The sequence below is a fragment of the Streptomyces sp. a15 genome (assembly GCF_059026085.1).
In genome coordinates this window covers 126762-147353 of sequence record NZ_JBWLKM010000001.1, presented here as the reverse complement: position 1 = coordinate 147353, position 20592 = coordinate 126762, and the positions used below count along the sequence as shown (strand labels likewise).

Annotated in this window: 22 protein-coding genes; 12 read left to right on the top strand and 10 right to left on the bottom strand. The window is 71.1% G+C overall.

Going from position 1 to position 20592, the window contains the following annotated elements; translation table 11 throughout:
* Positions 1–14: 14 nt before the first annotated feature.
* Positions 15–464, bottom strand: a complete 450-nt coding sequence (locus AC5P09_RS00675) for an ATP-binding protein (RefSeq protein ID WP_493871903.1) — start codon at positions 462–464, stop codon at positions 15–17.
* Positions 465–802: 338 nt separating this feature from the next.
* The gene (locus AC5P09_RS00670) at positions 803–1783 is read right to left on the bottom strand and encodes a VldE C-terminal domain-containing protein (RefSeq protein WP_493871902.1); all 981 of its coding nucleotides are present in this window, start codon (positions 1781–1783) and stop codon (positions 803–805) included.
* Positions 1784–1867: 84 nt separating this feature from the next.
* Here AC5P09_RS00670 and dapE point away from each other — a divergent pair, with 84 nt between their 5' ends.
* Entirely contained in the window at positions 1868–2947 is a 1080-nt protein-coding gene (gene dapE, locus AC5P09_RS00665; RefSeq protein WP_493871901.1) for a succinyl-diaminopimelate desuccinylase, read from the top strand.
* Positions 2948–3070: 123 nt separating this feature from the next.
* Positions 3071–3829, top strand: a complete 759-nt coding sequence (locus AC5P09_RS00660; protein ID WP_493871900.1) for an LOG family protein — start codon at positions 3071–3073, stop codon at positions 3827–3829.
* Positions 3830–3957: 128 nt separating this feature from the next.
* Here AC5P09_RS00660 and folP read toward each other — a convergent pair whose 3' ends face one another.
* The gene (folP, locus tag AC5P09_RS00655) at positions 3958–4818 is read right to left on the bottom strand and encodes a dihydropteroate synthase (protein ID WP_493871899.1); all 861 of its coding nucleotides are present in this window, start codon (positions 4816–4818) and stop codon (positions 3958–3960) included.
* A 153-nt stretch (positions 4819–4971) separates the two neighbouring features.
* On the opposite strand from folP, the gene AC5P09_RS00650 reads away from it, so the two are divergent.
* Together AC5P09_RS00650 and AC5P09_RS00645 are read left to right on the top strand one after the other, a co-directional pair.
* Positions 4972–5322 carry a DivIVA domain-containing protein gene (locus AC5P09_RS00650; RefSeq protein ID WP_493872291.1) on the top strand — a complete coding sequence of 117 codons (351 nt, stop codon included), beginning with the start codon at positions 4972–4974 and terminating at the stop codon, positions 5320–5322.
* Entirely contained in the window at positions 5319–5903 is a 585-nt protein-coding gene (locus AC5P09_RS00645) for a DNA-3-methyladenine glycosylase I (protein WP_493871898.1), read from the top strand. The genes AC5P09_RS00650 and AC5P09_RS00645 overlap by 4 nt, the downstream gene beginning before the upstream one ends.
* A 38-nt stretch (positions 5904–5941) precedes the next feature.
* On the opposite strand, the gene chcB is transcribed toward AC5P09_RS00645, so the two are convergent.
* A complete protein-coding gene (gene chcB, locus AC5P09_RS00640; protein WP_266434133.1) occupies positions 5942–6745 on the bottom strand; it encodes a 2-cyclohexenylcarbonyl CoA isomerase in 804 nt (267 codons plus the stop codon).
* A gap of 377 nt (positions 6746–7122) precedes the next feature.
* Between chcB and AC5P09_RS00635 the strand changes: the two genes are divergently transcribed.
* On the top strand, positions 7123–7290 hold the full coding sequence (locus AC5P09_RS00635) for a DUF3117 domain-containing protein (protein WP_003966491.1): 168 nt from the start codon (positions 7123–7125) through the stop codon (positions 7288–7290).
* Between the two features lie 138 nt (positions 7291–7428).
* Here AC5P09_RS00635 and AC5P09_RS00630 read toward each other — a convergent pair whose 3' ends face one another.
* The gene (locus AC5P09_RS00630; protein ID WP_307680206.1) at positions 7429–8127 is read right to left on the bottom strand and encodes an O-methyltransferase; all 699 of its coding nucleotides are present in this window, start codon (positions 8125–8127) and stop codon (positions 7429–7431) included.
* A gap of 163 nt (positions 8128–8290) precedes the next feature.
* On the opposite strand from AC5P09_RS00630, the gene sigE reads away from it, so the two are divergent.
* From sigE to AC5P09_RS00605, 5 genes are all read left to right on the top strand, one after another.
* The gene (gene sigE, locus AC5P09_RS00625) at positions 8291–9064 is read left to right on the top strand and encodes an RNA polymerase sigma factor SigE (RefSeq protein ID WP_266434131.1); all 774 of its coding nucleotides are present in this window, start codon (positions 8291–8293) and stop codon (positions 9062–9064) included.
* Positions 9061–10041: an anti-sigma factor family protein gene (locus AC5P09_RS00620; protein ID WP_493871897.1), complete on the top strand. Its 981-nt coding sequence runs from the start codon at positions 9061–9063 to the stop codon at positions 10039–10041. The genes sigE and AC5P09_RS00620 overlap by 4 nt, the downstream gene beginning before the upstream one ends.
* Positions 10042–10148: 107 nt before the next feature.
* On the top strand, positions 10149–12179 hold the full coding sequence (locus AC5P09_RS00615) for a S1C family serine protease (RefSeq protein ID WP_493871896.1): 2031 nt from the start codon (positions 10149–10151) through the stop codon (positions 12177–12179).
* Between the two features lie 220 nt (positions 12180–12399).
* On the top strand, positions 12400–12861 hold the full coding sequence (locus AC5P09_RS00610; protein ID WP_493871895.1) for a sec-independent translocase: 462 nt from the start codon (positions 12400–12402) through the stop codon (positions 12859–12861).
* 224 nt (positions 12862–13085) lie between these two features.
* Positions 13086–13742, top strand: coding sequence for a hypothetical protein (locus AC5P09_RS00605; protein WP_493871894.1), 657 nt, complete (start codon positions 13086–13088; stop codon positions 13740–13742).
* A gap of 60 nt (positions 13743–13802) precedes the next feature.
* Here AC5P09_RS00605 and AC5P09_RS00600 read toward each other — a convergent pair whose 3' ends face one another.
* The 3 genes from AC5P09_RS00600 to AC5P09_RS00590 are packed head-to-tail and all read right to left on the bottom strand — an operon-like array spanning position 13803 to position 16852.
* Positions 13803–14936, bottom strand: coding sequence for an Mrp/NBP35 family ATP-binding protein (locus AC5P09_RS00600; protein ID WP_493871893.1), 1134 nt, complete (start codon positions 14934–14936; stop codon positions 13803–13805).
* A 43-nt stretch (positions 14937–14979) separates the two neighbouring features.
* On the bottom strand, positions 14980–15576 hold the full coding sequence (locus tag AC5P09_RS00595; protein WP_307677160.1) for a DUF1003 domain-containing protein: 597 nt from the start codon (positions 15574–15576) through the stop codon (positions 14980–14982).
* Complete coding sequence (locus tag AC5P09_RS00590) at positions 15566–16852, bottom strand: magnesium transporter MgtE N-terminal domain-containing protein (protein ID WP_493871892.1); 1287 nt, start codon at positions 16850–16852, stop codon at positions 15566–15568. Before AC5P09_RS00590 ends, AC5P09_RS00595 begins: the two co-directional genes overlap by 11 nt.
* A gap of 223 nt (positions 16853–17075) precedes the next feature.
* Between AC5P09_RS00590 and AC5P09_RS00585 the strand changes: the two genes are divergently transcribed.
* On the top strand, positions 17076–17831 hold the full coding sequence (locus tag AC5P09_RS00585; RefSeq protein WP_493871891.1) for a hypothetical protein: 756 nt from the start codon (positions 17076–17078) through the stop codon (positions 17829–17831).
* A gap of 24 nt (positions 17832–17855) precedes the next feature.
* Here the strand turns inward: AC5P09_RS00585 and AC5P09_RS00580 are convergent, their stop codons facing one another.
* A complete protein-coding gene (locus tag AC5P09_RS00580) occupies positions 17856–18368 on the bottom strand; it encodes a hypothetical protein (protein WP_493871890.1) in 513 nt (170 codons plus the stop codon).
* A 22-nt stretch (positions 18369–18390) separates the two neighbouring features.
* Complete coding sequence (locus AC5P09_RS00575) at positions 18391–19512, bottom strand: magnesium and cobalt transport protein CorA (protein WP_493871889.1); 1122 nt, start codon at positions 19510–19512, stop codon at positions 18391–18393.
* Positions 19513–19987: 475 nt separating this feature from the next.
* Here AC5P09_RS00575 and AC5P09_RS00570 point away from each other — a divergent pair, with 475 nt between their 5' ends.
* Positions 19988–20572, top strand: coding sequence for a suppressor of fused domain protein (locus AC5P09_RS00570; RefSeq protein ID WP_493871888.1), 585 nt, complete (start codon positions 19988–19990; stop codon positions 20570–20572).
* Positions 20573–20592 lie beyond the last annotated feature (20 nt).

The window sequence follows — 20592 nt, the reverse complement described above, 5'->3', positions numbered from 1 at the left end:
AGCTGCGGCTGAGGTCAGCCGACCGGCAGGCTCTGCACCGGCAGAGAGTCCGCCGCCGGCAGTCCACCCTTGGTGAGGGAGTCCGTCGGCAGCCCACCCTTCGTCGCCGTCGACGCGGTGTCACCGAGGATGTCCCCGGCGGAGCCCGCGGCCTCGCCCGCGGTCTTCTGCGCGGCCGGGGCCGCCTTCTTCACGGCCTTGCCACTGGTCTTGCCCGCGGCCGGCACGGCCTTCTGGACGGCCTTGCCGCCGGTCTGGCCGGCGGTGCCGGTCAGGTTCTGAGCCGCGCCGTCGACCGTGTTGCCGACGCTCGCCCCGTCCAGGGCGGTCAGCCCACCGAGGTTCGGGGTGGCCGGCAGCTCGGGGGCCGCACTGGCGGAACCGGCCGCACCGACCCCGGCAGCCGCTCCCGCAGCGACGAGCAGCGCGGCACGGGCGATCCGTCGGGTCAGGGGGAGGGACATGTTGCTCCTTTGACGGAAGAGAACGATGAAGTGTCCGACCGTGCCCGGCAGTTGACCGACTGGCTGTCGGTCCGGCTGTTGATCTCCGGGCCTCGGACGCAGTGACTACCGCTCGAAGCCCGGGAAGGTTGCGGCGGGGCAACGTAAAGAGTTGGCAATGCGTCGCATTATCGGCTGCGGATAAAAACGGACAAAAAGTTCCCGGTCCGAAAGTCTGCCGAATCCTTACAGCCCTTTGTTCTCAAGGGTTTCGACGGATACGGGGGTGACGCACCGAAAACCTGCGCACAACCGCGCCCGAACCCGCCGGACGTAACCCTTCCGAGTGAGTACCCGTACTACTGCGCAGTGACGATCCGGACCGCCCCGGCGTCCTGCTCCGCGCCCGCGGCGCCTTCCGCGCCGGCCGCACGCCACTGGCTGTCCGTGTTCCCGGCCGTCCACTGCCGTCCGGCGTACGAGACACGTTCGATGTGCAGCGCGGAGGCGTTGGCCACGGCCCAGTGCGCCAACTGCCAGCCGCGCTGCCGAAGGCTGCGGTCGGAGCCGGAGCCGGAGCCCGTCTCGGCGGTCACGGGCAGCGTCACGGTCCGCCCGCTTCCGCTCCCGCTCACGGAGGGCGTCGGCGTGGGCGTCACCTCGGCGCCCGCCTCGGCCGACGCCGACTTCAGCACGTCCTGCCCGAAGTCCCGTACGAGCGCCGTCCGCACCGCGTCGGCACCCGCGGCCTGCGTGGCGGCGGGGCGGCCCGCGCAGGTCAGCGTGGCCGCCGACTGCCCGGTGAGAGCGGCGGCGAGCAGCGCGGCGTCCGGTTCGTGCTTGGCGTACGCCGTCGGAAAGCCGCTGCGCTGCACCTTCTGCGCGGCGACGGTCAGTGGCAGCTTCGTGTAGTCGGGCACCTTGGCCAGGTGCTTGTAGAAGCTGTCCGCCGAGTACGTCGGGTCCAGGATCTCCTTCGGTGTGCCCCAGCCCTGTGAGGGCCGCTGCTGGAACAGGCCGAGCGAGTCGCGGTCGCCGTAGTCGATGTTGCGCAGCGCCGACTCCTGGAGCGCGGTGGCGAGCGCGATCGTCACGGCCCGCTCGGGCATCCCGCGCCCGGTGCCGACGGCCGCGATCGTCGCCGCGTTCACCGCCTGCTCGGGTGAGAACTCATAGGTGGCTCCGTCGCCACTGCCCGAGACGACCTTGCACCCCGGGCCCGCGCCTCCGGTGACGTACTGCACCACGAGGTAACCGGCGACGGCGCACATGACCACGAGGGCCGCCCCGAAACGGAGGAGGCGGCCGCGACGCTTGGAAGGAGGGGACAGCTCTGGCATTCGCCACAAGATACTGGAGAGTACGGTGCGGCTGTGCCAGGTGGGGAAAGTCGGGCGGCGACCCGGCGCGTTAGGGTCGACAGCATGGCTGACACCCCACTTGACCTGACGCTGGACGCAGCGAAGCTCACCGCGCAGCTCGTCGACTTCCCTTCCGAGAGCGGCAACGAGAAGCCCCTCGCGGACGCGATCGAGATCGCGCTGCGGGCGCTGCCCCACCTGCGGGTCGACCGGTTCGGCAACAACGTCGTGGCCCGGACGAACCTGGGCCGCCCGGAACGCGTCATCCTCGCCGGCCACATCGACACCGTCCCGATCGCGGACAACGTCCCCTCCCGGCTCGATGACGAGGGCTACCTGTGGGGCTGCGGTACCTGTGACATGAAGTCCGGGGTGGCCGTGCAGCTGCGCATCGCGGCGACCGTCCCCGCCCCGAACCGCGACCTCACCTTCGTCTTCTACGACAACGAAGAGGTCGCCGCCCACCTCAACGGCCTGAAGCATGTGGCCGCGGCCCACCCCGAGTGGCTGGAGGGCGACTTCGCGATCCTGCTGGAGCCGACGGACAACCAGGTCGAGGGCGGCTGCCAGGGCACGCTGCGGGTGTTCCTGAAGTTCACGGGACAGCGGGCGCACTCCGCGCGCGCGTGGATGGGCTCCAACGCGATCCACGCGGCCGCCCCGGCGCTCGCCAAGCTCGCCGCGTACGAGCCGCGCAAGCCGGTCGTGGACGGCCTCCAGTTCCACGAGGGCCTCAACGCCGTACGCGTCGAGGGCGGTGTCGCCACCAACGTCATCCCCGACGCCTGCACCCTCGTCGTCAACTTCCGCTACGCGCCCGACCGCAGCGAGGCGGAGGCGGAGGCGTTCGTGCGCGAGTACTTCGCGGACTGCGGTGTCGACGAGTTCGTCGTCGACGACCACACCGGCGGCGCCCGCCCCGGCCTCACCCACCCCGCCGCGCAGGCCTTCATGGCGGCCGTCGGCGGCGAGGCCCGTCCCAAGTTCGGCTGGACGGACGTGGCCCGTTTCAGCGCGCTCGGGGTACCCGCCGTGAACTACAGCCCCGGCGAGCCGCTTCTCGCCCACAAGGTGGACGAGCGGGTGAAGGCGTCCCTCATCCCGGAGGCGGAGGAGCGGCTGAGGTCGTGGCTGACAGCATGAGGGGGCGGAAAGAAGCCGGGAGCGTGCTTGACCGCGCTTCATGGCGGACATGCTCACGTCCCCCGTCCGTAACCCGCGTAGATCTACGCTGAGGTGGAAAGACGGCAAGCGGAGGGAGCGCACATGGCTACTGGCAACCCCGAGGGCAAGAAGCGGCCACCGGAGGAGCAGCGCCTGGGACCCGTCCTCCGGAGACGGGATCAGGTCCAGGCGAGCACGACCGACCAGCGTCTGCTGGACGCGGGCGGCCCCTCGGACTGGGTCCACACCGACCCGTGGCGCGTCCTGCGCATCCAGTCGGAGTTCATCGAGGGCTTCGGCACGCTCGCCGAACTCCCGCCCGCCATCAGCGTGTTCGGCTCCGCGCGTACGCCCGTGGACTCGCCGGAGTACGAGGCGGGCGTGCGGCTCGGCCGGGGTCTGGTGGAAGCGGGCTTCGCGGTGATCACGGGCGGCGGCCCGGGCGCGATGGAAGCCGCCAACAAGGGCGCCTGCGAGGCGAAGGGCATCTCCGTCGGCCTGGGCATCGAGCTCCCCTTCGAGCAGGGCCTCAATCCCTACGTCGACATCGGGCTCAACTTCCGCTACTTCTTCGTCCGCAAGATGATGTTCGTGAAGTACGCCCAGGGCTTCGTGGTCCTGCCGGGCGGCCTCGGCACGCTGGACGAGCTGTTCGAGGCGCTCACCCTCGTCCAGACCCAGAAGGTCACCCGCTTCCCGATCGTCCTCTTCGGTACGGAGTACTGGGGCGGGTTGGTGGACTGGCTCAAGAACACGCTGATCGCCCAGGGCAAGGCCTCGGAGAAGGACCTGCTCCTGTTCCACCTCACGGACGACGTGGACGAGGCGGTGGCGTTGGTGTCGAAGGAGGCGGGCCGCTAAATCAGCCCGTCTGGGGGTCCCCCCTCTGGGGGAGTTTGAGGACGAGGCCCTTCGGGCCGAAAGCGGGGGTCTGGGGGCGCAGCCCCCAGGGACGGGACGGGAAGGGGCGGCGGGGGCGAGGAAAATCCCTACGCCAGCCCCCTCCGCGCCACCGCCGGTGCCCGGTGCCCCGCGATCGACGCCACCATGTCCAGCACCTGCCGGGTCTCGGCGACCTCGTGCACCCGGTACACCTGAGCACCGAGCCACGCCGACACGGCCGTCGTGGCCAACGTCCCCACCACGCGCTCCTTCAGCGGCTTGTCCAAGGTCTCGCCCACGAAGTCCTTGTTCGACAGCGACACCAGCACCGGCCACCCGGTGGCCACCATCTCGCCCAGCCGCCGCGTCGCCTCCAGACTGTGCCGCGTGTTCTTCCCGAAGTCGTGCCCGGGATCGATCAGCACGGACTCCCGGGGCACCCCCAACGACACCGCCCGCTCGGCCAAGTCCACGGTCACCCGCAGAATGTCGGCCATGACGTCGTCGTACGTCACCCGGTGCGGCCGCGTACGAGGCTCGGAACCCCCCGCGTGCGTACACACCAAGCCCACCCGGTACCGCGCGGCGACCTCCGCGAGCCCCGGATCCACCCCGCCCCACGCGTCGTTCAGAAGATCCGCGCCCGCCTCGCACACGGCCTCGCCGACCTCGGCCCGCCAGGTGTCCACGCTGATGACGACATCGGGAAAGCGCCGCCGGACCTCCGCGACGAAGCCGACCGTGCGCCGTGCCTCTTCCTGGGCTGTCACCTCTTCGCCCGGCCCGGCCTTGACCCCGCCGATGTCGACGATGGCCGCGCCCTCCGCCACCGCATGCTCCACGCGCGCGAGAGCGGGCTCGTCGCGGAACGTGGCCCCCTGGTCGTAGAAGGAGTCCGGGGTCCGGTTCACGATCGCCATGATCACCGGCTCGTGCGCGCCGAATTCACGCCTGCCCAGCCTGAGCATCCCCTGTGACCTCTCCTCGTACGTCGTGGTCCTCGGCGTCTGTGGCCGCCTGCGACCCTAACTGTCAGACTCGCATGGCACGATCGGACCCTGACACATTCGACGCCGGCGCCCAGCACGTCGGCACCGACCATGGGGACCTCAGCGATGGTTATGTTCTTGTTCCTGGTCATCGCACTGGCCGTGGTGGTCGCCGCGGTGACGCTCGCCGTCGTGGGCGGCGGGGAGAGCGACGGCCCGCTGCCGGAGGCCGCGCCCGAGCGCCTGCATGACCCGCTGCCGCTGGACCGCCCGGTGAACCGCGCCGACATCGAGACCCTGCGCTTCCCGCTGGCCGCCCGCGGCTACCGCATGGCCGACGTCGACGACGCGCTCGGCCGCCTCGGCGCGGAGCTCGCCGAGCGGGACGCCCGGATCGCCGACCTGGAATCCGCACTGGCCGGCGCGCAGGCCACCGCGACCCACCTCTCCATGGAGAAGCCCGCACAGGAGGAGCGTCCGTGAGCGACGGCTCCGCCCTCCCCGGTCCGGACGGCGCGCTGCGCTGCCCGTGGGCCCTGTCGGCCGAGGAGTACGTGACGTACCACGACGAGGAGTGGGGCCGCCCGGTCCACGGCGACGACGCGCTCTTCGAACGGCTCAGCCTGGAGGCCTTTCAGTCCGGCCTGTCCTGGATCACCATCCTGCGCCGCCGCCCCACCTTCCGCGCCGCCTTCGCCGGCTTCGAGATCGCCAAGGTCGCCGTCTTCACCGACGACGACCGCGAGCGTCTCCTCGCCGATCCGGGCATCATCCGCAACCGCGCCAAGGTCGACGCGACACTCGCCAACGCGCGCGTGCTGGCCGACTGGGCCCCGGGCGACCTGGACGACCTGATCTGGTCCCACGCTCCGGACCCGGCCGCCCGCCCGGTCCCGAAGACCCTCTCCGACGTCCCGGCGGTCATCCCCGAGTCGACGGCGCTGTCGAAGGCCCTCAAGAAGCGGGGGCTGCGTTTCGTCGGGCCGACGACCGCGTACGCGCTGATGCAGGCGTGCGGCCTGGTGGACGACCACCTGGAGGCCTGTGTGGCGAGGCGGGGCTGAGCCCCGCCTCCCGGCTCACCGGCCCCGCGCCTGCCTGCTCACCGCCCCAGGTACTTCGGCTTCTCCTTGTTCACGAACGCCTGCACCGCGATCGCGTGGTCCTCGGACCGGCCCGCCCGCGTCTGCAGTTCGTCCTCCTTCTCCAGGGTCTCGGCCAGGGAGTGCGACAGCCCGTAGGCCATCGCCTCCTTGATCGCCCCGTACGCCACCGTCGGCCCCTCGGCCAGCGCCCGCGCCACCTTCTCCGCCTCGCCGCGCAGGTCCGCCGACGGCACGACCCGGTTGGCGATCCCGAGGTCGTACGCCTCCTGTGCCGTGATGCTGCGCGGGAAGAGCAGCAGGTCGGCAGCCCGGCCCGGTCCGATCACCCGGGGCAGCGTCCAGGAGATGCCCGAGTCGGCGGTCAGCGCGACGCCCGCGAACGACGTGTTGAAGGCCGCCGTGTCGGCCACGATCCGGTAGTCCGCGGCCAGCGCGAACCCGAACCCGGCCCCGGCCGCCACCCCGTTCACCCCGGCCACCACGGGCTTGCGCATCTCCGTCAGCGCCCGCGCGACGGGGTTGTAGTGCTCCCGCACGGTGCTCATGGTCTGCCCGGTCCCCGCCTCCCGGTCGGCGGCCAGCAGCCCGATGTGCTCCTTGAGGTCCTGCCCCACGCAGAACGCCCGCTCGCCCGCGGCGGTCAGCAGCACCGCCCGTACGGCCTCGTCGGCGGCCGCGGCCTGTACCGCGTCCCGGAGAGCGACCTTGGTGGCGATGTTCAGCGCGTTCATCGCCTCCGGGCGGTTCAGCACGATCGTCGCGAGTCCGTCGCTCACCTCGTACAGCACGGTGTCGGCCATGGCGTATCCCCTCGGGTTCGCGGCTCGGACGTACCCGTCGGTACGTCCCTGTGTCCGAAGGACAGCATGGCGGAGATCACCGTGCGGGGACCGGACCGGACGTGTGACCTGCGTCAAAGAATTCCGCACCGTATTCGCTCGGCGGATGTCCGCGGGGCGGCGCAGTATCGCAGTCACATCGCCGAATTGAGTGGTTTTGCTCGCGCGCGTTGCCCAAGCGATGCCGACTGATGTTGGTCATCGGGTGCTGAGATGCGGGATAATGGCCTGGAAGCAATGTGTTCGATGCCGGTGTCGTGTGTCCCACCCCCGGGAGACGCGTGCCCTCCAGGGCCGTCGGCTTTGACGATGAGCTGGTTTCAGGAAGGGGAACGAGCATGGCGGCCATGAAGCCGCGGACGGGCGATGGCCCGCTCGAGGTGACCAAGGAGGGGCGGGGCATTGTCATGCGCGTTCCGCTCGAAGGCGGCGGGCGGCTCGTCGTCGAGCTGACCCCCGATGAGGCCGACGCGCTCGGTGACGCCCTCAAGAAGGTCGTCGGCTGACGCGGACGCGACCATACCCTTTCAGCGACCCCGGGCACCGCATGCGGTGCCCGGGGTCGCTGTGTGCTGTGCCGGGTGTCGTGTTCGATGCCAGCTCGATGCCAGCTCGATGCCCGCTCGATGCCCGTTTTCGAACGGTCAGCGCTTGACCGCGCAGAGCAGCCCGTCACCCACTGGGAGCAGTGACGGCACGAGTTCCTGGCTCTCGCGCACCGCGCGCAGCAGCTCGCGCAGCCGCAGGACCTCCGTGGGCTGCGGGCCCGAGTCGACGGTCCGGCCGTTGGCGAAGACGCCCTCGAAGACGACCAGGCCGCCGGGGCGCAGCAGGCGCAACGATTCAGCGAGGTAGTCCATGACCTCCTGCCGGTCGCCGTCGCAGAAGACGAGGTCGTAGCCGGCGTCCGCGAGCCGGGGCAGGACGTCCAGGGCGCGGCCCGGGATGAAGCGGGCCCGGTTGCTGGCGAAGCCGGAGGCACGGAAGGCCTGGCGGGCGAACTGCTGGTGTTCCGGCTCGGGGTCGACGGTCGTCAGCACGCCGTCCGCGCGCATGCCGTGCAGCAGATGGATCCCCGACACGCCGGTCCCGGTGCCGATCTCGGCGATCGCCTTGGCCTCCACGGTGGCTGCGAGCAACCCGAGCGCCGCGCCCGTGCCGGGCGACACCGAGCGCAGCCCCGCCTCGCGGGCCCGGTCACGGGCCCAGCGCAGGGCTTCGTCCTCGGCGACATAGGCGTCGGCGAACGCCCAGCTCGTCTGCCGGTTGCCGGTAATGACCCTCTCCTGTCCCCGTGGTTGCCTGGGCGTGACTGTATCCGTTGGCGCCGGGAACCCGCAGATGGGACCGGGCGTTTAGAGGGGTGGGAGACAGAGCGGGGGGACACAGTTGGATCACGACGACGAGCAGGCGCTCGAGCAACTGCTGACGCAGCCGCACGAGCCGTATCAGCACAGATCAATTTCTCGTAAAACCGCTTATCCGGAGCTAACGGGCGAGGTGGCTATGGTAGGGGCTCCACTGGACACCACCAGAGCCGACAGGGGAGGTGCGGCCGCACCTGTGGATCGGGGAGGAGTGCTGCGGCGCTTCCTCGGATCGGCGGGCAGGCCGAAATCCGTGAACGACACCGCTGCTGACCACAGCCATGCCGCTGAATACGCCCAGACCGCGACCTTCTCCACCGACGCGGACGGGCAGGCGTGGACTCCGCCCACCTGGGAGGAGATCGTCAGCACTCACAGCGGCCGGGTCTACCGGCTCGCCTACCGTCTGACGGGCAACCAGCACGACGCCGAAGATCTCACCCAGGAGGTCTTCGTCCGCGTCTTCCGCTCGCTGTCGACCTACACGCCCGGCACCTTCGAGGGCTGGCTGCACCGCATCACGACCAACCTCTTCCTGGACATGGTCCGCCGCAAGCAGCGCATCCGCTTCGACGCCCTCGGCGAGGACGCGGCCGAGCGACTGCCCAGTCGCGAGCCGTCGCCCCAGCAGGTCTTCAACGACGCGCACTTCGACGCCGACGTCCAGCAGGCCCTCGACACCCTCGCCCCCGAGTTCCGCGCCGCGGTCGTCCTGTGCGACATCGAAGGACTGTCGTACGAGGAGATCGCCGCGACCCTGGGCGTCAAGCTCGGCACCGTCCGGTCCCGGATCCACCGTGGCCGTTCCCAGCTGCGCAAGGCTCTCGCCCACCGCTCGCCGGAGGCCCGGGCCCAGCGCCGCTCCTTCATGGCCCGTGTTCCCGCGCTGGGGGGAGGGGGCGCGACCGCGTGAGTGGATCACGGCCTACCCCGTCCGAACAGCATCTGGGAGACCGACTCGCCGCCCTTGTGGACGGAGAGCTCGGTCATGAGTCGCGCGACCGCGTCCTCGCGCACCTGGCCACCTGCGCCAAGTGCAAGGCAGAGGCGGACGCACAGCGCCGACTGAAGAACGTCTTCGCGGAGGCGGCCCCGCCGCCGCCCTCGGAGAGCTTCCTGGCCCGCCTCCAAGGGCTGCCCGCCGGAGACGACCCGGACGACGGCGACGACTCGCCGTTCGGCGGCTCGGCGTTCGCCGGCGGACTGACCGGACGGCCCGGCGCCGCCGGGGTCTTCGGTCCGAGGCGCGGCGAGCGCTTCGAGTTCGCCTACCTGCCGACCCGTTCGCACGCCTCGATGCTTCCGTCGTCCTCGGCGAACCGCGGCTTCCGCATCCATGACGTCAGTCGTCACGAGGCCGAGCGGTCGTCCTCGCGTGGGCTGCGGTTCGCGTTCGTCGCCGCTGGGGCCGTGTCCCTGGCCGCGATCGCGCTGGGCGGGGTCACCACGGTGACGCCGACCGACATGGCCGCGGACGCGCGCGGCGGATCCGGCGGCAGCAATGTGACACCGGCGCGCACACAGGGCACGGGAGCCGTGACGGCACCCGAGAGCCAGCGACGCCGTGGGCTCGGCCCGCTGCTCGCCCAGGGCCAGAGCCAGGGCTCGCTCCATGACACCCCGGTCGCCCCGACCGCGGTCTCGGCACCGCTGCTGCCCGGGGCGCCGACGGCCGCCGCGGGCCAGGTGCATGAGGGCGTCCACTCGCTGACCGCGCCCGTGATGGCCGGCGCGGCCGCCATGTCCCCTCTGATACGTCCGCTCAGCGCGACCCCGCCGCTCTCCCTCACCACGTGGTCCACCACCCCGGACCTCCTCCCGACCCCCGGCCTCCTCGCCGCACCCGTCCCCGACTCGACCTCGGCGTCTTCCTCCTCCACTCCCCGCTGACCGGCCACTGCGCGGCGGCTCGGGAACCTGGTTGAATCCAAGGGGGTCGGCCAGGGGGCCGATGCACTGCCTGTGCCGCAAGGCGGAGCCCGAGCTGTGGGGAGAGCATGAACGAGGGGAAGCCCGCGAAGGCCAAGTGGTGGAGCAGTCCTCGACCGCAGGACCTCCCGGCCCCGGCGGAGGGGGCTACACCGACGGGGGACGGGGAGACACCCATTCCGTCGGCGGACGCGGTGCCGGATGACGTGGGCTGCCGCTCAGGCCGCGGTGACGAGTCCGGCGGCGACTTCGAACTCAGGGCCCCGGAGGACGCCCCCGACACCGGGCGCGACTTCGAGCTGAGTGCTCCGGAGGACGCGCCTGCCACGGAGGGCGACTTCGAACTGGCCCGGCCCGCCGACCTTGCCGCCGAACCTGCCTCCGAGCGGCCCGCTGCGCCCGCCTCCGAGCGCCCCCGGCCGCTGCACGACCCCGACCCCTACAGCACCCCGCCGTACGGGGAGCCGGGCCCCTGGGCGCCCGCCCCGCCCGTCCAGCACCCGGCGACGCCCACGCCCACGCACGGCACGGCGACACCGGCGCCGCCCACGGCTTCCGCCACGCTCCCGCCAGCCACGGCTCCGGCTCCCAGCCCGCCCGCCCCGCCTCCGCCTCTCACCGCCGCGCCAGCGGCCCCTGTCGGCTCGGCTCCGCCCGGCGCGGCCGACGGGCCGCCCGGCGCCCCTGCTGCAGCCTTCGCGCCCAGCACGGCCCAGGAGCCGCCCGCGGTCCCCGCTCAAGCCCTCCCACCCGGCACAGCCGCAGCGCCCGCCCCGCCCCACGCTGCCCCTCCAGCCGCCCCGCAGGGCCCCGCGCAGGGTGCACCTCCCTCCGCCGCCTCCGCCCCCTCCTACGCCGACGCCCCACCCGCCCCACCCCTCTCCACCCCCTGGCAGAACTACGACCCCTGGGCCCCGCTCCCCGCCGCCCCCCTCCAGCAGAACGGCGCGGCCGTCCCCACCGAGGACCGGCGGCGCAGACGGGTGAAGAAGGTGCTCGTCGGTGGGGCCGTGCTGGTGGCGCTCGTGTCCGGGGGCATCGGTGGCGTCGTAGGGGCGTATCTGGAGCGCAATGGTGGCGTCGGGGCCGTGGAGCTGCCGCAGGCCGGGGCGGAGTCGGCCGGGCGGGCTCCGGACAGCGTGGCCGGGATTGCCGCGCGGGCGCTGCCCAGCGTGGTGACCCTGCATGTGAGCGGGGCCGAGGAATCCGGCACCGGTACCGGATTCGTCCTCGACGACCGGGGCCACATCCTCACCAACAACCACGTCGTCGACGCGGCCGCCTCCGACGGCGACACAGGCGAGATATCCGTGACCTTCCACAGCGGCGACACCGCCAAGGCCACGGTCGTCGGCCGGGACAGCGGCTACGACCTCGCCGTCGTCAAGGTCAGCGGGGTGAGCGGTCTCGAGCCGCTGACCCTCGGCAACTCCGACAACGTCCAGGTCGGCGACCCGGTCGTGGCCATCGGCGCCCCCTTCGACCTGGCGGGCACCGTCACCTCCGGCATCATCAGCGCCAAGGAGCGGCCCATCACGGCCGGCGGCGAGAGCGGGGACGCGAGTGACGTGTCGTACGTGGACGCGCTGCAGACCGACGCGCCCATAAACCCCGGCAACTCCGGCGGCCCGCTCCTCGACTCCCGCGCCCGCGTCATCGGCATCAACTCCGCCATCAGGTCCGCCGACAGCGGCTCCGATCCGGACGGCGGCCAGTCCGGTTCCATCGGCCTCGGTTTCGCCATACCGATCAACCAGGGCAAGCGCGTCGCCGAGGAGCTCATCAACACCGGCAGGGCGACCCACCCGGTGATCGGCGTCACCCTCGACATGGACTACGCGGGCGACGGCGCCCGCGTAGGAACGAAGGGCAGCGACGGCGGCCCCGCGGTCACCGTCGGCGGTGCCGGCGACCGGGCCGGCATCGAGGCCGGCGACGTCATCACCGAGGTGGACGGCCAGCGCATCCACTCCGGCGAGGAGCTCATCGTCAAAACCCGCGCCCACCGCCCCGGCGACCGCCTCGAACTCACCGTCGAGCGCGACGGCAAGGAGCGGACGATCACACTGGTGCTCGGGTCCTCCGGCGGCAGCGACTGAGAGACTCACAGAAACATCACATCTCAGGGGGTCGGAAACACCCCCACCAACGCCCCCACAAGGCAAACAACCCGGAAAACCCACACGTACCCGCACTCGAAGGGCTCGGGACAGTACCGGTCGTACGGGATCGCCGGGTACCGTGGACCCGGCCCGGACCACGGAAGACCCGCACAGACCACCGAGGGCCGAGGACCGAGGACATCGCAAGGAGCTTCAGGTGTTCAATGACATAGGACCGCTCGAGCTGGTGACGCTCGTTGTCCTCGCCGTGCTCGTCTTCGGTCCGGACAAGCTCCCGAAGCTCATCCAGGACGTCACGCGGACCATCCGCAAGATCCGGGAGTTCTCGGAGAGCGCCAAGGAGGACATCCGGAGCGAACTGGGCCCGGAGTTCAAGGACTTCGAGTTCGAGGACCTCAACCCCAAGACGTTCATGCGCAAGCAGCTGGACAACGACGAACTGGGGCTCAAGGAGATCCGCAACGGCTTCGACCTGAAGAAGGAGATGGCCGAGGTCACGGACGCGGTCCATGGCCGGGACAGCGACTCGTCGTCGTCCTCCTCCCCCTCTTCCTCCCCCTCTTCCTCTTCCTCGTCCGGCTCCTCCGGCACCGTCGACATGACGAAGAAGCCCGAGACGCCCGACGAACGCCCGCCGTACGACGCGGACGCCACCTGATCCGTGCGCCGGGGCGCACGCCTCCGCCGTACGTGACGCGTTTCATACGCCGGACAGGCCCGCAGAGCCTGAACGCACCCCTCTGAGCGACCCACGCGCCGGGCGCTTTCCCGGCTGCTCGGAGCGAGGTGGCTATGCTGCCGAGTTGTTGTGCGGAACGGACGAGTACGCCCGAAGGGGGGCGGGCCGTTCGTTCCGACGAGAGCGAGGAGGCGTCCGGGCACATGGAGACGACGAGTCGGGCAGTCGCGCAGGCGTCGGCCGCGGAGGGCGGACAACAGGTCCCCTCCGCCCGGCGCACGGTCGACGGCTACCTGCTGGCGCCCTTCCCGTGGTACGGCCTCGACGAGGCCTTCACGGGACCGCGCTGGCTGATGCAGGTCGGTACGGCGGCCGACGGGGCCGTGGAGCACGGTTCCATCGGGCACGGCGACGAGCCCTCCGTACGGAACGAAGGCACGGAGGACAAGGAGAAGTTCGCGGTGGTGGTCACCGTGGCGGCCAATCCGGTGCGGCGCAGTGCGGACGGCACGGGCCTCCTGGAGGCCACGTCGGTCTCCTCGGCGGCCTGGCTGGCCGGGGTGGGGCTGCTGTCCTTCACCTGGCCCGGCCAGATGGACCACAGCCTGCGTGACGACTGGCTGGACCAGCAGACCGAGACGGCCTGGGCCCTCGCGGACGACCTGGACGGCGACGACTGGTCGACGCTGTCCCTCCCCGTGGACGGCGTGCCGACGTCCTTCCACTACCGCGAGTCCGAGTTCGGCTGGGTGCTGGCCGGGTCGACTCAGCAGGGGGTGCACGTGGGGGCGTACGGCAGAGGCATGAGCGCGTACGGGCTCGGCTTCGCCATGATCAAGGACATCAGCGCCTACGCATAGCCGGTGGTACGACGATGGGGGCGCCGTCCGTGAGACGGCGCCCCCATCGTCGTACCAGAGCTAGAACTTGTTGCGCGGCGTGATCCCCAGCGACAGTCCCGAAAGACCCCGCTGCCGCCCGCCCAGCTTCCCGGCGATCGCCCGCAGGGCCGAACCGGCCGGGGATTCGGGGTCGGTCAGGACGACCGGCTTGCCCTCGTCGCCGCCCTCGCGGAGGCGGAGGTCGATGGGGATGGAGCCGAGGACCGGGACCGAGGCGCCGGTCGTACGGGTCAGGCCGTCCGCCACCGACTGGCCGCCGCCCGTACCGAAGACGTCGACCATCTCGTCGCAGTGCGGGCACGGGAGACCGGACATGTTCTCCACCACGCCGACGATCTTCTGGTGGGTCTGGACGGCGATGGAGCCCGCCCGCTCGGCCACCTCGGCCGCCGCCTGCTGAGGCGTCGTCACGACCAGGATCTCGGCGTTCGGGACGAGCTGGGCCACGGAGATGGCGATGTCGCCGGTGCCGGGCGGCAGGTCGAGCAGGAGGACGTCCAGGTCGCCCCAGTACACGTCCGACAGGAACTGCTGGAGGGCGCGGTGCAGCATCGGGCCGCGCCAGACGACCGCGGCGTTGCCCGGGGTGAACATGCCGATCGAGATGACCTTCACGCCGTGCGCGGACGGCGGCATGATCATGTTCTCGACCTGGGTGGGACTGCCGTCGGCGCCCAGCATGCGCGGCACGCTGTGGCCGTAGATGTCGGCGTCGACGACACCGACCTTCAGACCGTCCGCGGCCATCGCCGCCGCCAGGTTCACCGTCACCGACGACTTGCCGACGCCGCCCTTGCCGGAGGCGACCGCGTACACGCGGGTCAGCGAGCCCGGCTTGGCGAAGGGGACCTCGCGCTCGGTCTGGCCGCCGCGCAGCGCGGTCGCCAGTTCCTTGCGCTGCTCGTCGCTCATGACGTCGAGCTCGACGTCGACACGGGTGACGCCCTCGACCGCCGAGACCGCATCCGTCACGCGCTGCGTGATCGTCTCGCGCATGGGGCAGCCGGAGACCGTCAGGTACACGGCGACCGCGACCGCTCCGTCCGCAGCGATCTCCACGGACTTGACCATCCCCAGTTCGGTGATGGGTCGGTTGATCTCGGGGTCGTTCACCGTCGCCAGTGCTTCACGCACCGCGTCTTCCGTAGCCATAAGGACGATGGTACGGCGCTGCACAAGGACCTGGGAAAGCCCGTCACCGGTCGTCTACGTCACGTGCCCGCGACCGTTCTGCCGGGAATACGACATGCCCGTCGCGCCTCTCCTCCAGTTCCTTCACGAAGTCCTGCATCTCCGAGCGGATCCAGTCGCGGGTGGCGACCTCCCCGAGGCCGATCCGGAGCGCGGCGATCTCGCGGGTCAGGTACTCGGTGTCCGCGATCGACCGCTCGCTCGCCTTGCGGTCCTGTTCGAGGTTGACCCGGTCCCGGTCGTCCTGCCGGTTCTGCGCCAGCAGGATCAGCGGGGCGGCGTAGGAGGCCTGGAGCGACAGCATCAGCGTCAGGAAGATGAAGGGGTAGTTGTCGAACCGCAGGTCACTGGGCGCGAAGATGTTCCACAGCACCCACAGGATGATGACGAGCGTCATCCAGACGAGGAACCGTCCGGTGCCCAGGAACCGCGCGATGCGCTCCGACAGCCGCCCGAAGGCCTCGGGGTCCCACTCGGGCAGGAGCCGGCGTCGGCGCGGGCGCGGCTGGTCGAGCCGGGGGCGTGAGCGGGTGGCGGCGGTCGCGCCCGCCAGCGTGCGCTCCCGGGCGGCCTCGCGGGTGCTCTCGCGCTCAGGAGCCATGGGGGGCCACCTCCTCGCCCTCGTCGAGGTGGAACTCGGTCTCCCGCCAGTCGTCGGGCAGCATGTGGTCCAGTACGTCGTCCACCGTCACCGCGCCCAGCAGCGACCCGGCCTCGTCGACGACGGGCGCCGCGACCATGTCGTACGTCGCGAAGAACCCGGCGACCAGCGGCAGCGCCGCGTCCGGCGCCAGGGACTGCAGGTCCTCGTCGAGGAGCGAGCTGACCAGCGTGTACGGCGGGTCGCGCAGCAGGCGCTGGAAGTGGACCGCGCCCAGGTACTTGCCGGTCGGGGTCTCGTCGGGCGGCCGGCAGACGTAGACCTGGGCGGCGAGGGCGGGGGAGAGGTCGGGGTTGCGGACGCGGGCGAGGGCGTCGGCGACGGTCGCGTCGGGCCTGAGCACGATCGGCTCGGTCGTCATCAGACCGCCGGCCGTGTGCTCCTCGTAAGCCAGCAGGCGCCGCATGTCGGCCGCGTCGGAGGGCTTCATCAGGCTCAGCAGCCGCTCCTGGTCGGCCTTGGGCAGCTCGGAGAGCAGGTCGGCCGCGTCGTCCGGGTCCATCGCCTCCAGGACGTCGGCGGCCCGCTCCTCCTTCAGCTTGCCGAGGATCTCGATCTGGTCGTCCTCCGGCAGCTCTTCGAGTACGTCGGCCAGCCGGTCGTCGTCGAGGGCGGCGGCGACCTCGGCGCGCCGCTTGGGGGAGAGGTGGTGCAGGACGTTGGCCAGGTCGGCGGGGCGCAGCTGCTCGAAGGTGGCGAGGAGGCTCTCGGCGCCCTGCCCCTGCTCCTCCAGGGAGAAGCCGGTGACGGCGGACCACTCGACGGTCAGCGTCTCGCCCTTGCGCCGGAAGGCGCCGCCCTTGCCGCCCTTGCGGACGAAGGCCCGGTCGATCTCCCAGTCGCGGCGGGCTGGCAGCTGCTGCACCGACAGGTCCAGGACCGTGACCTCCTCGCGGGTCTCGACGAGCGTGACCCGCCGGTCGAGGAGCTCCCCGAAGACGAGCCGCTCGGTGGGCCGCTGTTCGAAGCGGCGGACGTTGAGCACTCCGGTGGTGATGACCTGGCCGGAATCGATCCCGGTCACCCGGGTGATGGGCAGGAAGATGCGGCGGCGCGTGGCGAGTTCGACGACCAGGCCGAGCAGGCGCGGCGGCCGTCGCCCGACGCGCAGCATGACGACCAGGTCGCGCAGGCGGCCGACCTGGTCGCCGGCCGGGTCGAAGACGGCGACGTCGGCGAGGTGCGAGACGAAGATCCGGGGGGCGCCCGCTGCCATGGCTGTGCTTCCTTCTCGTGCGGGGTTCGTGCGGAGTTGCATCCTGGGTCGCTGGGTGGGTCTCTTTTCCGAATTGCCCGCTCGGGTGGGCTTCAGGCTAGCCCGTCCCGATCGGATACGCCCTGGTGAGCGGTCCGGACGGACTGGCTCCGCCCGCGCCCCGGGGCCCCGGTACGCTGCCGTACGCTGCTGAAGGACCCTTGTCAGAAAGGCAGCCCCACCTGTGACTGCGATTCCCCGGCGCCGTACCCGCAGGGCCGCACTGGTGAGCGCGCTGAGCGCCCTCGTCGTGGCGGGGCCGGGCCTCGCGGGATGCAGCGAGGACCCGGACGCGGGGACCAACGGGGTCGGCAAGCTGCCGGCCGCGCAGATCCAGTCCCGGACCCGTACGGCCGCCACTTCCGCCACCGCGGTGCAGCTCGCCGGCAACGTGGTCGCCGGCGGGCGGACGTACAAGCTCGACATGCGCCTGAAGTCCGACGGCGGCTCCGGCTCGGTCACCGCGGAGGGGGCGACCTTCCAGCTGCTGCGGCTGGGCGAGCAGCTCTTCCTGAAGGCGGACGCGGGCTTCTGGACCGACGCGGACGGCAAGGGCGACGGCTCCGACGCGGACGCTGCGGCGGCCGACAAGCTCGACGGCAAGTATGTGAAGGTGCCGCAGGGCGACCCCTCGTACAAGAAGTTCAGCGGCTTCACGGACATGAACGTCCTCCTCGACGGTCTGCTGACGTTGCACGGCACGCTGGAGACGGACGGCCACCACAAGCAGGCGGGCGTCCGCACCATCCGCATCACCGGCGACAAGGGCTCCGGCGGCACGCTGGACGTCTCCCTGGAGGGCGAGCCGTACCCCCTGCGCCTGGTGCGGGCGGGCGGCGCGGGCACCCTGACCTTCTCGGCCTGGGGCAAGACCTTCGCCCTGACCGAGCCGGAGAAGGACGAGACGGTGGACTACGGCAAGAAGCTGCCGACGTCCTAGGCCAGGCCTGATGGCTACCTGTGGCTACCGCCGTTTGCGCTTCTTCAGCAGCAGCCTCGGCAGCCCCGCGGGGATCTGCTCACGCGTCGTCGCCGACGTCGGCAGCGGCGCCTTGGCCAGGTCTCCGTCGGGCAGCGCTGCCGTCGTGCCGGTCGGCTCCAGGCGGAGTACCCGGCATTCGCGGGCCCACCGCTCTGTCATGACCTCGGCGTCCGGGGCGTTCAGCCGCTTGCCCTTGAGCTCCGCGACCGCGGCCTCCCACTCGGGGGACCCGGGCGGCAGCTCCACGACCTTCGCCGCCCAGGAGACCAGCCGGCCGCCCTTGTCCTTGCTGCGCACCGTGACCTGGGCGGTGGTCCCGTCGGCCAGCCCCGGCAGCGGCTGCTCGCCGGACCCGTCGCCGACCAGACAGGCCGCGCCCTCGTGCCACACGTGCCACAGCGCGCGGGCCGGGCCGCCGGGACCCTCGACCCAGATGAGGCCGGACTTCTTGGTGGCCTCCTCGACGAGGGCCTGGTCGAGCAGCTCGCTTGTCATGGGCTCAGCCTATCCAGGGCCCTCAGAGCCAGCCGTTGCGCTTGAGCGTGCGGTGGATGCCCACACAGAGGGCCACCGTGACCGACATGATCACGGGGTAGCCGTACCTCCAGTGCAGCTCCGGCATGTGGTCGAAGTTCATGCCGTACACACCACACACCATCGTCGGTACGGCGATGATCGCGGCCCACGAGGTGATCTTCCGCATGTCCTCGTTCTGCGCGACGGACGCCTGCGCGAGGTTGGCCTGGAGGATCGAGTTGAGGAGCTCGTCGAAGCCGAGGACCTGCTCCTGGACGCGGGCGAGGTGGTCGGCGACGTCCCGGAAGTACTTCTGGATGTCCGGGTCGATCAGCCGCATCGGCCGCTCGCTCAGCAGCTGCATGGGGCGCAGCAGCGGAGAGACGGCCCGCTTGAACTCCAGGACCTCGCGCTTGAGTTGGTAGATGCCTGCCGAGTCCACACCGCGCGAGACCCCGCCGCGGCGCCCCGGCGAGAAGACCTCGGTCTCCACCTCGTCGATGTCGTCCTGCACCGCGTCCGCGACCGCGATATAGCCGTCGACGACATGGTCGGCGATCGCGTGCAGCACCGCCGAGGGGCCCTTGGCGAGCAGCTCGGGGTCGTCCTGGAGGCGGTGGCGCAGCGCCCGCAGCGAGCCCTGGCCGCCGTGCCGGACGGTGATGAAGAAGTCCCGGCCGGTGAAGCACATGACCTCGCCGGTCTCGACGACCTCGCTGTTGGCGGTGACCCGGTCGTGCTCCACGTAGTGGATGGTCTTGAACACGGTGAACAGGGAGTCGTCGTAGCGCTCCAGCTTGGGGCGCTGGTGAGCCTGGACCGCGTCCTCCACGGCCAGCGGGTGCAGCCCGAACTCGCCGGCGATTCCGGAGAACTCGGCCTCGGTCGGCTCGTGCAGCCCGATCCACACGAAGCCTCCGTCGCGGCGCACCACGCGCATCGCCTCGTTCGGGGTGAGCGGCTTCGGCGTCTGGACGCGGGCGCCGTCGCGGTAGACGGCGCAGTCGACGACGGCGGACGGCGTCGAGGGGTCGCGGGTGGTGTCGTAGACGCTGCTGCTGTCCTTGCGCAGGGAGACGCGGGACGGGCGGACTACGGCACGCAGGTCGCGGATCATCGACATGGCAGGCTCCTTCGTGACTGGCAACGAAAGGCCGCCGACGACGGTTGGAACTGCCCGGAATGGGGACGTCCTGACTGCGGATGTTTGGCACGTCCACAAAGCGGGGAGCACCGCACCGTCGCGGTGGCAAGCTTCGCTACTGATTCAGCTACTGCCTCTGATCGGGCAGTTCGGACAGATCAGGCAAAACGAAACGAAGCGCTCTTCCGCGGTGAAGCGAGTGCGAGAGGTGGCAGCCAGCCAGAGCCAGAGCAGCTACATCAGCGGCGGGAAGAGCGGGTGCTACTGCACGGTCGACTTCGGTCCATTGCAGCCCCACCTCCTCCGGCCGGTCCCTCGTAAGGGAGTTCCTTCGGCGTCGGGGCTTGATCGCGACGCTTCTGCGTGCTGCCCCGAACCACCGGGCAAGAGTATCAGCCGACCGAAGTGTCAAGGCGCTGCTTTGCCCGGTACTGACGAGTTCTATGCTCGCGACATGGCTGATGTTCTTCCTCTGGTCGAGGCCCGGTTGCGCAGCGCGCTGGGCGAGCCGGACGCGCGCGCGGCGGTCACCTTCCTCGGCACCGACCGCATCGAGGTGCTGCGTTTCCAGGAGGGGGACATCGTCCGTTACGCCACGCTCGGCATGTCCGCCCAGCCGATGAGCGACCCCACCGCCGCGCTCGCCGACCCGGTCAAGGGTCCGCGCGCCGAGCTGATCCTCTCGGTACGCGGCGGTCTCGCCGACACCGACAAGGCGCTCCGCCCGCTCGCCGTGCTCGGCGCTTCCCCGCAGGTCGAGGGAGTGGTGGTGGCCCCCGGCGCCTCTCTCGACGTCGGCGAGCCCCTGTGGCCCGGCGCCCCCTTCACCTCGGTGCTGGTCGCCGAGCCGGGCGGCCTGGTCGAGGACCTGGAACTCGACGAACCCCTCGACCCCGTACGGTTCCTGCCCCTGCTCCCGATGACCCCGAACGAGGCGGCCTGGAAGCGGGTGCACGGTGCTCAGGCCCTCCAGGAGCGCTGGCTGACGAACGGGACGGACCTCAGGGATCCGTCCCGCAGGTCCGTCCCGCTGGAGTGACACGTGGGTGAGCAAGCTCA

Excerpts from the sequence above, each read along its gene's own strand:
- AC5P09_RS00675 (WP_493871903.1), bottom strand. The coding sequence starts at position 464 with ATGTCCCTCCCCCTGACCCGACGGATCGCCCGTGCCGCGCTGCTCGTC.
- AC5P09_RS00670 (WP_493871902.1), bottom strand. The coding sequence starts at position 1,783 with ATGCCAGAGCTGTCCCCTCCTTCCAAGCGTCGCGGCCGCCTCCTCCGT.
- dapE (WP_493871901.1), top strand. The coding sequence starts at position 1,868 with ATGGCTGACACCCCACTTGACCTGACGCTGGACGCAGCGAAGCTCACC.
- AC5P09_RS00660 (WP_493871900.1), top strand. The coding sequence starts at position 3,071 with ATGGCTACTGGCAACCCCGAGGGCAAGAAGCGGCCACCGGAGGAGCAG.
- folP (WP_493871899.1), bottom strand. The coding sequence starts at position 4,818 with ATGCTCAGGCTGGGCAGGCGTGAATTCGGCGCGCACGAGCCGGTGATC.
- AC5P09_RS00650 (WP_493872291.1), top strand. The coding sequence starts at position 4,972 with ATGTTCTTGTTCCTGGTCATCGCACTGGCCGTGGTGGTCGCCGCGGTG.
- chcB (WP_266434133.1), bottom strand. The coding sequence starts at position 6,745 with ATGGCCGACACCGTGCTGTACGAGGTGAGCGACGGACTCGCGACGATC.
- AC5P09_RS00635 (WP_003966491.1), top strand. The coding sequence starts at position 7,123 with ATGGCGGCCATGAAGCCGCGGACGGGCGATGGCCCGCTCGAGGTGACC.
- sigE (WP_266434131.1), top strand. The coding sequence starts at position 8,291 with ATGGTAGGGGCTCCACTGGACACCACCAGAGCCGACAGGGGAGGTGCG.
- AC5P09_RS00615 (WP_493871896.1), top strand. The coding sequence starts at position 10,149 with ATGAACGAGGGGAAGCCCGCGAAGGCCAAGTGGTGGAGCAGTCCTCGA.
- AC5P09_RS00605 (WP_493871894.1), top strand. The coding sequence starts at position 13,086 with ATGGAGACGACGAGTCGGGCAGTCGCGCAGGCGTCGGCCGCGGAGGGC.
- AC5P09_RS00600 (WP_493871893.1), bottom strand. The coding sequence starts at position 14,936 with ATGGCTACGGAAGACGCGGTGCGTGAAGCACTGGCGACGGTGAACGAC.
- AC5P09_RS00595 (WP_307677160.1), bottom strand. The coding sequence starts at position 15,576 with ATGGCTCCTGAGCGCGAGAGCACCCGCGAGGCCGCCCGGGAGCGCACG.
- AC5P09_RS00590 (WP_493871892.1), bottom strand. The coding sequence starts at position 16,852 with ATGGCAGCGGGCGCCCCCCGGATCTTCGTCTCGCACCTCGCCGACGTC.
- AC5P09_RS00580 (WP_493871890.1), bottom strand. The coding sequence starts at position 18,368 with ATGACAAGCGAGCTGCTCGACCAGGCCCTCGTCGAGGAGGCCACCAAG.
- AC5P09_RS00575 (WP_493871889.1), bottom strand. The coding sequence starts at position 19,512 with ATGTCGATGATCCGCGACCTGCGTGCCGTAGTCCGCCCGTCCCGCGTC.
- AC5P09_RS00570 (WP_493871888.1), top strand. The coding sequence starts at position 19,988 with ATGGCTGATGTTCTTCCTCTGGTCGAGGCCCGGTTGCGCAGCGCGCTG.